This is a genomic window from Nocardiopsis sp. NPDC006139, assembly GCF_040614155.1.
Lineage (GTDB): Bacteria > Actinomycetota > Actinomycetes > Streptosporangiales > Streptosporangiaceae > Nocardiopsis > Nocardiopsis changdeensis.
The window spans coordinates 315,939-328,571 of record NZ_JBEXTT010000004.1 but is presented as its reverse complement, the minus strand read 5'-3'; the positions used below and the strand labels follow the sequence as shown (position 1 = coordinate 328,571).

General features: G+C 75.4%; 9 protein-coding genes. 3 read left to right on the top strand and 6 right to left on the bottom strand.

Features of this window, described 5'->3' with window-relative positions; genetic code table 11:
• Positions 1-57: 57 nt before the first annotated feature.
• On the bottom strand, positions 58-4,089 hold the full coding sequence (locus tag ABZ249_RS07560) for a hypothetical protein (protein ID WP_355258605.1): 4,032 nt from the start codon (positions 4,087-4,089) through the stop codon (positions 58-60).
• 416 nt (positions 4,090-4,505) lie between these two features.
• On the opposite strand from ABZ249_RS07560, the gene ABZ249_RS07555 reads away from it, so the two are divergent.
• On the top strand, positions 4,506-5,198 hold the full coding sequence (locus tag ABZ249_RS07555) for a lytic transglycosylase domain-containing protein (protein ID WP_355258602.1): 693 nt from the start codon (positions 4,506-4,508) through the stop codon (positions 5,196-5,198).
• Between the two features lie 58 nt (positions 5,199-5,256).
• Positions 5,257-5,886, top strand: coding sequence for a lytic transglycosylase domain-containing protein (locus ABZ249_RS07550; RefSeq protein ID WP_355258776.1), 630 nt, complete (start codon positions 5,257-5,259; stop codon positions 5,884-5,886).
• Positions 5,887-5,946: 60 nt separating this feature from the next.
• Here the strand turns inward: ABZ249_RS07550 and ABZ249_RS07545 are convergent, their stop codons facing one another.
• The 3 genes from ABZ249_RS07545 to ABZ249_RS07535 all read right to left on the bottom strand — a co-directional run bounded on the left by ABZ249_RS07545 (position 5,947) and on the right by ABZ249_RS07535 (position 10,301).
• Positions 5,947-7,944 carry a serine/threonine-protein kinase gene (locus tag ABZ249_RS07545; protein WP_355258599.1) on the bottom strand — a complete coding sequence of 666 codons (1,998 nt, stop codon included), beginning with the start codon at positions 7,942-7,944 and terminating at the stop codon, positions 5,947-5,949.
• Positions 7,945-8,202: 258 nt separating this feature from the next.
• Positions 8,203-9,591, bottom strand: a complete 1,389-nt coding sequence (locus tag ABZ249_RS07540) for a class II fumarate hydratase (protein ID WP_220563228.1) — start codon at positions 9,589-9,591, stop codon at positions 8,203-8,205.
• A 119-nt stretch (positions 9,592-9,710) separates the two neighbouring features.
• Positions 9,711-10,301 (bottom strand): DUF1707 domain-containing protein, encoded by a 591-nt coding sequence (locus tag ABZ249_RS07535; RefSeq protein WP_220565345.1) that lies wholly within the window; start codon positions 10,299-10,301, stop codon positions 9,711-9,713.
• Positions 10,302-10,467: 166 nt separating this feature from the next.
• On the opposite strand from ABZ249_RS07535, the gene ABZ249_RS07530 reads away from it, so the two are divergent.
• Positions 10,468-11,676, top strand: coding sequence for a hypothetical protein (locus ABZ249_RS07530; protein ID WP_355258596.1), 1,209 nt, complete (start codon positions 10,468-10,470; stop codon positions 11,674-11,676).
• Positions 11,677-11,695: 19 nt separating this feature from the next.
• On the opposite strand, the gene ABZ249_RS07525 is transcribed toward ABZ249_RS07530, so the two are convergent.
• Both ABZ249_RS07525 and ABZ249_RS07520 read right to left on the bottom strand, forming a co-directional pair.
• Positions 11,696-12,130 (bottom strand): RNHCP domain-containing protein, encoded by a 435-nt coding sequence (locus ABZ249_RS07525; RefSeq protein WP_220563226.1) that lies wholly within the window; start codon positions 12,128-12,130, stop codon positions 11,696-11,698.
• 1 nt (position 12,131) lies between these two features.
• Complete coding sequence (locus ABZ249_RS07520) at positions 12,132-12,497, bottom strand: RNHCP domain-containing protein (RefSeq protein WP_220563225.1); 366 nt, start codon at positions 12,495-12,497, stop codon at positions 12,132-12,134.
• Between the last annotated feature and the right edge of the window lie 136 nt (positions 12,498-12,633).

The window sequence follows — 12,633 nt, the reverse complement described above, 5'->3', positions numbered from 1 at the left end:
CCCGGCCGGGAGCGGGCCGCCCGCGTCAGCCGGGGCCCGGTCGGAGCGGCCCGCCGGTCAGCGCATGCCCCCGATGAAGTGCCCGAGCCTGCGCACCCGCTCCAGGCTCGCCTCGTAGCGGGCGCCGATCAGCAGCAGCAGCGCGCCGATCACCGCGAACGGCACCCAGTTGGGCAGCAGCCGGGTCAGGTCCCACAGCGGCGGGCCGAACGCCCGCAGCGCCGTGCCCAGCAGGGTCAGGCCGCCGATGACCAGCGCCGCCTGGCTGCGTCGGCGCAGGCCCCACAGGACCACGGCCAGTGCGGCGGCCAGCAGCGCGGGCACCCGCCACAGCGTGTCCTCGCCGGCCAGCACCATGCCCAGGCCGGGCAGGAGCAGCAGGCACAGGCCGCCGGACAGGGACGCCCAGCTCGACGGGGTCCGCTCCGCCTTGCGGGTCCACTCCCAGCCGACGACCAGGGCGGCCAGGGCAGGGAGCACGGTGTAGGCCTCGGGGACGGTCACGTCCCACGCGGCCAGTGCGGTCCACAGGGCGGCGAGCATGAGCAGCGCGCCGACCGCCGCGGCCCACCGGCGCTCCGGCCGGACCGCCGTGGCCAGGGCGATCACGCCGACGACCGCCAGCGCCAGGGCGGTGATCCCGCCGTGCGCGCCGTGGACCGCGGCGACCGCCACGGACACCGCCGCCCACAGCGCGGCCGGGACCTCGGCGGCCTCCACCAGCGGAGAGCGCATCCGCGGCGCGGCGGCGGCCACCCCCGCCACCAGGGCGATGGGTGCCAGCGCCGCGTACTCCGCCGGGGCGCCCAGGGCCAGGGCGAGCGTGAAGGCGAACCCGCCGGTGGCCGCGGTGGCCGCCGCCGTCGCCGCCACCGCGGGCGGGACGGTGCGGGCCAGCGCGGCCACCGCCGAGCCCAGCGCCGCGACGGCCAGCAGGACGGCGATGGTCGCGTACCGTTCGGCCAGCGCCCAGCCCAGCGCCTGGGCCAGGACCAGCAGGCCGGTGAGCCCCGGCAGCCAGGAGAAGGACCGGTCCCGGGACAGCGCCGACCACAGGGCCAGCCCCGCGCCGACCGCGACCGACACCGCCAGCGCCACCGCGAAGGGCGCGCCGACGAGCACCGCCACCGGTACCAGCGCGGGCGGGACGGCCAGCGCGGCCGTGTGCCCGGTCCACCGGCGGGCGGCCAGGGAGGCGGCGCCGACCGCGGCCGCGCCGGCCGCCACGACCCCCAGGGCCACCAGCGGGTCGGGCCGGTCGCCCAGGCCCAGGAACACGTACGCGGGGTCGAGCAGGGCGCCCGCTCCGGCCGCCGCCACCCCGTGGTTCCAGGAGACCGGGACCAGGGCGGTGGCCGCCGTCGTCCCGGCCACCAGCGGGGCGGCGCCGCCCAGCAGCAGGCCGACCGCGGTGAGCGGGAGCGCGTCCGTGCCCTCGCCCAGCACCAGCGCCGTCGCCCCGAGCAGGATGGGGACCGCCGCGAGCAGCCACCAGGCCGCAACCCCGGTCTCCGCACCCGCGGCGCCCGCCAGGCACAACGCCCACGCCGCCGCGGCCGGGAACCCGGTGCCCAGGGCCGCCCCGAAGGCCGTGCCGATCCTGATGCCCGGGGCGGCCCCCGCGGTGCCGGCCACCGGCCCGGCGGTCGGCACGGGCGGCAGGGCCCGGGCCTCCGCCGGGTGCCGGGGCGCGGCGGCCCGGCGGGAGAGCAGCGCGCAGCCCAGGGCGGCGCCCGCCGACAGCAGGACCACGAGCAGCGTCGTGTGCTGTTCGGGCAGCGACCAGTACAGCGCCGCCGCCAGGGTCAGCGGGCCGGTGACCGCCGGCGCCCACGCCAGGCGGTCGCGGACCAGGGCCGCGCCCAGGGCGAGCAGGGCGCCCACCGCGGCGGCCCACAGGACGGCGACGGCGAACGGCGCGCCCAGCATCACCGGCAGCGGGACCAGCGCGGGCGGGGCCGCCAGCGCCGCGGCGGGCAGCAGCCACCGGCGGTCGACGGCCCCGACCAGGGCCACGGCCAGCGCCCCGGCGACCAGCAGCCCGGCCGCGGTGCCCGGGCCGACGGCGACGGCGGTCCCCAGCACCTCGGTCGCGGGTTCGAGCATCACCTCGGGCGGCGCGCTCCAGACCTCCAGGGAGGTGCCCCCGCTCCACAGGGCGCCGCCCGGGGGCGCCAGCACCAGGGCCAGTGGCAGGAGCAGCAGCCCGAACACCGTGAAGGCGGTGCGGGCGTCGGGGGCGCCCGGCACGGCCGGGCGCGGGGAGGTGCGGCCCAGCAGCAGCGCGGTCACCCCGCTGAGCAGGATCGCGGCGGCGGTCCACCAGCTGCCCTGCGCGGGCATCACACCGGCGCCCAGCGCGGCCCACGCCGAGGCCCAGGCAGGCAGGCCCACCGCCCACAGGGCCAGGGCGGCGCCGTACAGGGCCCGGCCCGGCGGCACGGGGACCGCCGTCCCGGGCGGAACGGGGGCGGCCGGGGCCCCGAAGCCGGGGAACCGGTGGCGCAGGAGCAGCAGCGCGGCCAGGGCGACCAGGCCCACGCACGGCAGCGCGGCCATGAAGGTCCAGAACAGCCCTGCGGACCACAGCAGGGCGGTGACCAGGGTCGCCACCCCGGCCGCGGCGGACGCCCAGGCGTACGGGCGGGCGGGGATCGCCGCGGTGCCCAGGACCAGGAGCCCGCCCAGGCACAGCGCCCAGGCGACCGCGACCGGGTGCGGCAGGCCCAGTAGCAGCGGCGGGGCCAGCAGCACCGGCGGGGCCGCCAGGAACGCCACCGTCGGCAGCAGGTCGCGGCGCAGCAGCGCCGTCACACCGGCGGCCAGCGCCGCGCCGACCGCGATCGCCGCCAGGTAGGGCAGGCTCTCCGGCCAGGCGGTGCCGGGGCCGTCCACGCCCAGCACCGTGGTCGCCGGGACGTCCGCCGAGCGCAGGCTCCACGGTTCGCCGGCCGGCGGACGGGGCAGCACCGGCAGGACCGCCGGACCGGCGGCGAGCGGGACCAGGACCAGGGCGGCGACGGCGGGGAGGGCGGCGATCCGGCCGTTGGCGCGGTCGCGCGCCAGGACCAGCCAGGTCGACCCGGACAGCAGCAGGGCCAGGGCCGGGCCCCACCAGCCAGGCGGGTCCGCTTCCGTGACGGCGAAGACCAGCAGCGCGGAGACGGCGGCGGTGAGCACGGCGAGGACCACCGACAGCACGGTCAGCGTCCTGCGCGGCGCGTGTTCGCCGAGGGGCGCGGTCACGCGGGCCAGGACCAGGTCGGCGAGCCCGGTGGCGGCCAGGACCGGCAGGATCCAGGGGAAGGGGTCGTCCAGCGGCAGGGCGAAGAGCAGCAGCAGCGGCACCGGCTGGGCGGCCAGTGCCGCGATGATCCGGGGCGCGCGCAGCGGCACCAGCAGCGGGTAGAGGGCCGTCAGCGCGGCGATGCCGGCCAGCGCCCCGGCCGAGTAGCCGGGGCCCTCGGGCAGGCGTTCGGGCATGAGCAGCCACAGCGCCAGCGCGTCGATGCCCAGCAGCGCGGCGGCCAGCACGCCGAAGGTCTCGGCGGTGGCCTGGAGGCCCCGGCGGTACAGCGGCACGGCGACCAGGGCGAACGCGAGCGTGGTCGCCCCGAGCACCAGGGCCCGGGTGCCGGTGCCCATGTCGCTCCACGTCCAGATCGCGAACACCAGGGCCGAGATGCCGACGAGCAGGCCGCCCAGGCCGAGGATGACGTTCTGGGCGGAGCGGCGGCGCATCTCGCCGTCCGGCCGGGGCGGCACGGCGGCGTGCGGTGCGGCGGCGGGGACGGCCGCCGGATGGGCCGCGGGCGGTACGGGACCGGCCGCCGGGGGGACGGCGGCCGCCCGGCGGGAGGCCGCGCGCAGCGCGTGCAGCAGCCCCGAGCGTTCGCTGCGCAGGCGTCTCAGGTGCTCGTCGGCCCGGCCGATCTCGGTGTCGACCTCCCACAGGCGCTGGGCGAGCGGGCCGGTGAGCAGCAGTCCGCACCGGGCGCAGGCCGCGGACCCGGCCGCCAGCGGGGAGCGGCAGTCCGGGCAGCGCAGGGACGGCCCTGCTGCGGGCGGCGGGGATGCGTTGACGTCCATGTTGGCCATCCTGTCCCCGGGACCGGGCCGGGCACATCCGTACGCGTACTCAGTCCGGACCCGGATCCGGGGGCGGCGGCCGGAGTGGGAACGCCCACTCCTTGGAGTCCCCTTGGTCACCCCTTGACTCTCCGTGTCCCAGCGCAGGTCAGGGTCCGACAACGCGGACACGTTACGTGATGTGAGTCAAGCCACAGTATCTACGGTGTTACGTGGTCGTAATGATGGTGCAGGCTGAATCCGCTGCACAGAGCACCCCCACCGTGCGGACCCGCCGTGCGGGCGGAGCGCGATCGCGCCCGTCCCCCTTCTCTCCCGGCCCCGAGGCCGACGGCGGAGATCCACCGCACGCGCGCGGCCCCGGCCCGGCCGGGCGTCCCGTAGGCGCGTGCGGCCGTCTACGCGAAAGGGCGATCTTGCCACTCCCACGGATTCAGTTGCGTTACGCGGGCGCCGCAGGCGCCGCGGTCCTGGTCGCCGCGGGCACCTTCGGTGTCGCGGCCTTCGCCGACTCCGGGACCCCCGACCCCCGTGACGCGGCCTCGGCGGCCCTGCCGCCGGAGCCCTCCCCGGTCCCGACCGCCCAGGAGGACGACGACTTCTTCCAGACCCCGGCCGCCGCAGACCCGCAGCGCCGGCAGGAGGACCTCGAACAGGCCCGCGAGTCCGCCGAGCAGGCCGGGCGCGACGCGGTCCTCAGCGGCGACGCGCAGGCCTCCGACATCCTCGAGGAGCCCGAACCCGAGCCCGACCCCGAGCCGCGGGACAGCGGATCCTCCGGCGGCTCCGGCACCCCGGTCCCCGCCGGGTCGGCCAAGGAGATCGCCCTGGAGATGGTCCTCGCCGAGGGCTGGTCCGAGAGCGAGTTCACCGACTGCCTCGAACCGCTGTGGCAGAAGGAGAGCGGCTGGAACCACCTGGCCGAGAACCCGAGCTCGGGCGCCTACGGGATCCCCCAGTCGCTCCCCGGCGACAAGATGGCGTCCCACGGCTCGGACTGGCGGACCAACCCCGCCACCCAGATCGCCTGGGGCATCGACTACATCAAGGGCCGCTACGGCACCCCGTGCGGTGCGTGGGCCCACTCCCAGGCGAACAACTGGTATTAATAGGGCTTTCCCGCCCCATGACCCCCTCTTGGGAAAGGTAACCGTGTTACTCAACCGCATGTCGCTGCGCAGTACGGCGGCCATCGGTGCGGCCACCCTCGTCGCGGGCGCGACGTTCGCCGTCTCCGCGTTCGCGGACGAGGGCGTCGACCCGGAGGTGGCGGCCAGCGCCGCCCTCCCGGACGAGGAGGCCCCTGCCGAGGAGGCCGTCGAGGACGACTTCTTCTCGTCCTCCGAGCAGCCGACCGAGGAAGAACTCCAGGCCGCCCGCGACGAGGCCCGCGCCGAGCGCGACGCCGCCGTCGGGGCCCGGACCCAGACCACCGCCTCCGAGGCCCAGGACATCGAGGAGGAGCCCGAGGAGCCCGAGACCCCCGTCTTCACGGGCGACGCCCAGGGCCTGGCCCTGGACATGGTCCTCGCCGAGGGCTGGCCCGAGAGCGAGTTCACCGACTGCCTCCAGCCGCTCTGGCAGAAGGAGAGCAACTGGAACCACCTGGCCGAGAACCCCAGCTCGGGCGCCTACGGCATCCCGCAGGCGCTTCCCGGCAGCAAGATGGCGTCCCACGGCTCGGACTGGCAGACCAACCCCGCCACCCAGATCGCCTGGGGCATCGACTACATCAAGGGCCGCTACGGCACCCCCTGCGGTGCCTGGGCCCACTCCCAGTCCGTCGGCTGGTACTGATCCCGACGCGCACGACGGCCCCCGGCGATCGCCGGGGGCCGTCGCGGTGTCCGGCACCGGTCACAGGTGCGGCTCGAACGAGTCCATCACCTCGCCGGGCAGCTCCTCGTAGTAGCCCGAGTCGCCGCGCGGCACGTTGACCGTGACCATGTAGAACACCCGCTCGCCCTGGTGGTCCATGCTGACCGCGTAGGCCCAGAAGCGGCGGGCCGGGCTCGGCCACGTGTCATTGGTGAGGTTGGACCGGACCAGCGCGACGTCCCAGCCGTCCTCGTACTCGTCCTCCCCGAACTCGTGCAGGTTGAGCTGGAGGTAGTCGGTGGTCACATCGCCCTCGACGTCGGTGCCGCCCTTGGTCTCCTCCAGGTACTCGGCGCTGGTCCCGGTGAACTCCTCCTCGGTCCACCCGGCGACCCACACCTGGTGGTCGGACCCGGGGGCGACGAACACGACGAGGCTCTCGTCGATCCTGCTGTCGTCCACCGACCAGGTCTCGGGGTAGTCCACGTCGAACCACTGGGACTCGAAGGTCTCCATCTCCTCGTAGGACGGCGGGCCGTCCTGGTCGTCCCCGGCGTCGTCGGGCACGTTCGAGGGGGTGGGCTCCACGGGGGCGCTCTGCTCGCCGGGGAGCGCGCTCTCCGACGGGTCGGCCTGCGGGGCGGGGTCCTCCCCGCCGCCGTTCGACAACAGCATGCCGCCCACCGCGACCACCGCGATGAGCACCAGCGCGAGGACGCCGCAGCCCAGGCCGATGAGCAGCTTGTTCACACCGCCGGAGGACCGCGCCGGGGGCCGGGGCGGCGCCAGGGTGCCCTGCCCGCCGGTGGGGCCGCCGTGGCCCGGGCCGTGGCCGCCGCTGTGCGAGGCGAAGGACGGCTGCGGCCGCGAGGGGCCGAAGGGGGTGCCCGGGGTCGTCGGGCCGTGGGGCGGGAACGGGCGCGGCGGGGTGTGCGGGCCGCTCGGGCCGCCCATGCCCGGGTGCGGTCCGCTCAGGGGGCCGCTGGTCGCCCCCGGGCCGGGGCCGGCCGGGTGGCCGCCGGTCGGTCCCGTGACGGGGCCGCTGGGGTGGCCGCCGACCGGGCCGCCGGGGATCGGACCGCTGGGGTACCCGCTCCCCGGGCCGGGGACGGGACCGCTCGGGTACCCGCCGCTCGCCGCCGCCACCGGACCGCTGTCGGAGGCCGGGCCGGGACCCGGGAAGTGGCCGCCGGCGTACGCCGCGGCGGCGTCCGCCCCGCCGCGTTCGTCGAGCAGGGCCAGCGCACCGTCCACGGTCAGCCGCCGGTCGGGGTCGCGCTCCAGCAGGCCGGCGATCACCGGGGTGAGCCGGCCCGCCCTGCGCATGGGGGGCAGCGGGGAGCCCAGCACCGCGGCGATGGCCGCGGTGATGGAGTCGCGGCGGAAGGGCGAGAGCCCCTCCACCGTGGCGAACAGCGTCACGCCGATGCTCCACAGGTCGCCCCGGTGCTCGGCGGGGCCGCCCTCCAACCGCTCGGGCGGCATGTACTCGGGGGACCCGATCAGCGCCCCGGTGCGGGTGATGCTCGGCCCGCCCTCCATCGTGGCGATGCCGAAGTCGGTGAGGATGACCCGGCCGTCGGCGGACATCATGATGTTGCCGGGCTTGATGTCCCGGTGCAGGACCCCGGCGGCGTCGGCCGCCTGGACCGCCTTGAGCAGGGCCTCGGCGATGGTCGCGGTGGTCTCCACGTCCAGGGCGCCGCGCTGTTCGAGCATGTCCTGGAGGGAGCCGCCCTCGACGAGCTCCATCACGACCCACGGGTCGCCCTCGAAGTCGAACACGTCGTGGATGGTGATCACGGAGGGGTGCGAGATCCGGGCCGCCGACCGGGCCTCCCGGCGCACCCGGGCGTGGGCGTCGGCGCGCTCCTCGTCGGTGAAGTGATCGGGCAGGAGCACCTGTTTGATCGCGACCGTCCGGTCCAGGGAGGGGTCGAACGCCTCCCAGACCACTCCCATGCCACCCCGGCCGAGTTCTCGGCGCAGGATGTAACGGTTCGCGACGATGCGCTCACTGTCGCTGTTACTCGACATGTACTGCCCTCTCGGACGCGGGCTCGTGCTCACGGGTGCTCTGTCAAGAATGTCCGACGCCTCCCGAATGGGGAAGGTTCCTGAACAGTGGGCATCGGAACGGAAGTGTCACCTTCCCGCGCCCTCCCCGGGGAGGGCGCGGACACATGACGGGGCACCCCGCCCGGCGGGGTGCCCCGCGGTCACCTCGGGTGACCGGTGCCGTCGTGTCCGGCGTCCCGGAGGGCGGGGACCCCCGGCCCCGGGACCCCGGCGGCGCTACTGCGAGTTGGTCATCTTCAGGACGTCGAGGGCGGCGTCGAGCTGCTCCTCGGTGAGCTTGCCGTCCGCGATGTAGCCGCGCTCCAGGACCACCTGGCGGATGGTCTTCTTCTCCTTCAGCGACTGCTTGGCGACCTTGGCGGCCTCCTCGTAGCCGATGTAGCGGTTGAGCGGCGTGACGATCGACGGGGAGGACTCCGCGTAGGTGCGGCACTGCTCCTCGTTGGCGGCGATCCCGGCGACGCAGCGGTCGGCGAACACCCGCGAGACGTTGGCGAGCAGGCGGATCGACTCCAGCACGTTGCGGGCGATCAGCGGCAGCTGCACGTTGAGCTCGAAGTTGCCGCTGGCGCCGCCGAAGGCCACCGCGGCGTCGTTGCCGACGACCTGCGAGGACACCTGGAGCACGGCCTCGCACAGCACCGGGTTGACCTTGCCCGGCATGATCGAGGAGCCCGGCTGGAGGTCGGGCAGGAACAGCTCGCCCAGGCCGGTGGTCGGGCCCGAGCCCATCCAGCGGACGTCGTTGGCGATCTTGGCGAAGCCGACCGCGATGGTCCGCAGCTGGCCGGACAGCTCCACCAGGCCGTCGCGGGCCCCCTGGGCCTCGAAGTGGTCGCGGGCCTCGGTCAGCGGCAGGCCGGTGTGCGCGGCGATCTCGGCGATCACCCGGGCGGAGAAGCCCTCCGGCGTGTTGATGCCGGTGCCCACGGCGGTGCCGCCCAGCGGCAGCTCGGCCACCCGGGGCAGGGAGGCCTCCAGGCGCTCGACGCCGTAGCGGACCTGGGCGGCGTACCCGGCGAACTCCTGGCCCAGGGTGACCGGGGTGGCGTCCATCAGGTGCGTGCGACCGCTCTTGACCACCGAGGCGAACTCGACGGACTTGCGGGTCAGCTCGCCCTCCAGGTGGCGCAGCGCCGGGATCAGGTCGTTGATCACCGCGGAGGTGGCGGCGATGTGGATGGAGGAGGGGAAGACGTCGTTGGAGGACTGCGACGCGTTGACGTGGTCGTTGGGGTGGACGTCGAGGCCGGTCCGCTCCTTGGCGATGGTGGCGATGACCTCGTTGGTGTTCATGTTGCTCGACGTGCCCGAACCGGTCTGGAACACGTCGATCGGGAACTCGGAGTCCCACTTGCCGTCGGCGACCTCGAGGGCGGCCTCGCGGATCGCCTTGCCCAGGTCGTCGCCGATGACGCCCAGCTCGGCGTTGACCTTGGCGGCGGCGGCCTTGATCTGGCCCAGGGCGGCGATGTGGGCGCCCTCCAGCCCCTGCCCCGAGATCGGGAAGTTCTCGACGGCGCGCTGGGTCTGGGCACGCCACTTGGCGTCGGCCGGGACCTTGACCTCACCCATCGAGTCGTGCTCGATGCGGAACTCACTCATTGGCTACCACACTCTCCTGGGAAAACCTGTGAATCCCAGCCTGCCAGACGCACGGGGGCACACCGCCACCTCACCCCGCCAAGGCGGTGTTACGCGCATCATGTTGACATCGGGGCAGGTCAGGACCCGATGCCGGGACGCCGTTCGCGCCGCCGCAACCGGGTGAGGAAGGGCCGCCGGGGCGCCCTGATCCGGACGGTGCCCAGCAGGCAGAACCCGTTGATCTCCAGGACCGGGGGATCGGACAGGTCCGACCTCCGCGCCGTGGTGCTCCGCAGCCCCAGCACGGAGCGGCCGTTGACGCGCACCTCCACCCCGTCGGGCACCAGGATCTCCACCCGGCCCAGCACCGCGGTGACGGTCATCCGGTGGTGGCCGCGCAGCAGCAGCGCCTCGCGCATGTCCACCTCGACCCGGCCCGCCACGGCCAGGGCCAGGTCGCCGGGGTAGGCGACCCACCGCCCCCTGCGGACGGCCGTGCCGAACACCCCGAAGGCGGGCTGGTGGTCCAGGCGGATGGGCTGCTCCTGCGCGGGCAGCAGGTCGGCGGTGAGCGGCGGCAGCTCGCCCAGGGTCCTGGCCTCCTGGGCCCTGTCCGAGCGCTCTTGGAACTCGTCGAGGTCCAGGCGCCCGTCCGCGGCGGCCTCGCGCAGTACCTTCAGCACCCGTTCGCGGTCGCTGTGGGAGGCCCGCAGCCGTTCAGGGGGGATCCGCTCGCTCACACCGCCAACCCTAGACGACCGGGGTCCCCGGCGCCGGTACGGGTTCGCGCGCTGTTCCCCACACCGACGCCCGGCCGCCCGCGCCCGGTTCACCGGGCACTCCTAGCATCCGGTCCGTTGCTGCGAGTACGGACGCGGAGGACGGAGACCCCCCATGCGCGCGACCGGAACGTGGAAGACCCCGACCCACCGGGCGGTGGCCCTGGGAGCGGCACTGGCGGCACTGGCCGCCACCGCCCCGGCCGCCGCCGAACCCGCTCCCGCGGGACCCCCGGCCGACACCGCCACCGCCGCCGCGGCCGCCGCCGCGGACCTCCCGGCTTCGGTGGACGGCGGAGCCTGGGACTCCGGGCATGTCCAGGGCATCGGCCTGGACCCCGAACGCGGGCACATGTACTTCTCCTTCACCGACACCCTCGTCAAGACCGACCTGTCCGGCACGGTCGTCGGCACCGTCACCGGGCTCACCGGGCACCTGGGCGACCTCGACGTCGACGAACGCGACGGCCGGGTCTACGGCTCCCTGGAGTACAAGGCGGCGGAGGCGTTCTACATCGCCGTCTTCGACCCCGAGCGCATCACCCGGGTGGGCATGGACGCGGAGGACGACGGCGTGCTCACCACCGTCCACCTGTCGGAGGTCGTCGCCGACTACACCGCCGACATGGACGGCGACGGCGTCTTCGACGGCAACGTCGCCGACACCGCCGACCACCGGTACGGGTGCAGCGGCATCGACGGCGTCTCCTTCGGCCCCGAGTTCGGCCGCCCCGGCGGGCGGACGATGCTGACCGTCGCCTACGGCGTGTACTCCAACGCCGACCGCGGGGACAACGACCACCAGGTGCTGCTCCAGTACGACGTGTCCCGCTGGCGCGGCCTGGACCGCCCCCTGGACCAGGACGACCCGCACACCAGCGGCCCCCGCCGCCCCGAGGGCAAGTACTTCGTGTACACCGGCAACACCACCTACGGGGTGCAGAACCTGGAGTACGACGCGGCCACCGGCGACTGGTACATGGCGGTCTACAACGGGGTGAAGCCGGACTTCCCCAACCATTCGCTGTACGTCGTCGACGGGTCCCGCCGCCCCGTGCACGGCCCGATCCGGGGCCAGGCCCGGGACGAGCGGGGGTGGCTGCTGCACCTGAGCCGGGAAGGCGAGGTCCACGAGCCCTCCGGGGTGTCCGGCTGGCCGGTGAGCGGGGGGCCGTACGGACTGGCCTCCCTCGGCGACGGCCGCTTCTACGTGGTCGAACGCGGCCGCCGGGAGGAGGGCGGGACCACCCTGGAGACGGGCGTCGCCCGACTGCACCGGTGGACCGGCGCGGTCCCGGACCCGTTCGAGCCCCTGCGGGGCTGACCGGGTCCGGGACCCGCGCTCACAGCCGGACCAGGGCGTCGCGGGCCACGGAAGCGAACCCCGACGGCGCCCCGGCCAGCGGGCGGACCGCCAGCCGCACCAGGGCGCGGGCGTTGTCGTCGCCCGCGATCCGGTTGACGCTCAGCTCACCGCAGCGGGCGCAGCGGTGGACCAGCATCCATTCGCCGTCGGCGCGGCTGGCCATGCTCACCGCGGACATCGGGCCGCGGCAGTCCGCGGCCCGGTCGCCCGGGACCCGCAGGTCCACGTGCAGGCTGGTCAGGCAGTGCGGGCAGTGGTTGCGGTGGGAGGTGCCCGGAGCGGTCGCGGGCACCTCCAGCCGGCAGCCCGCGCAGCGGAACGACCCGGCCCGGCCCGCCTCGCCGTGGGCGTGCAGGACGGTCTTGGGCCGCTGGGGCCGCCGTTCGCGGCGGTCCCGGTTGCGTCGTGCCACGTCACACCTCCCCGAACAGGTCGAGCGGGAAGGGCGGGTCGGCCAGCGGCCGGACCGCGATGCGCATGAGCACGAGGTGGTTGTCGTCGGCGGCGACGGCCGCCTCGGCCAGCTCGTCGCACCGGGTGCACCGGTGGATGAGGACCCAGGCGCCGCTGCGCGGCACGGCGATGGAGATGGGCACCATCCGCCCGCCGCAGTCGGAGGCCCCGCCGTCGACGCGGTCGACGGTGTGCCGGGAGCTCAGACAGCTGGGGCAGTGGTCGCGCCCGCGCCCGTCGGGATCGAGGGCGGAGACGGTGAGGCCGCAGCGCACGCAGGTGAAGGTGGCGGTGCGCAGGGTGGGGCTCGGTTCGGTGGTGGACACCGGAGGAACTCCTCGCTGGAGGTGGAACGGGTCAGCGGGAGCAGGCCGAGCGCTACTCGGTGGTCGGGTCAGCGGCTCCGGTCGGAGCGGGCGTTCCGGTTCTGGTGAGGCGCGCTCGGCGCGTTCCGGGTCATCA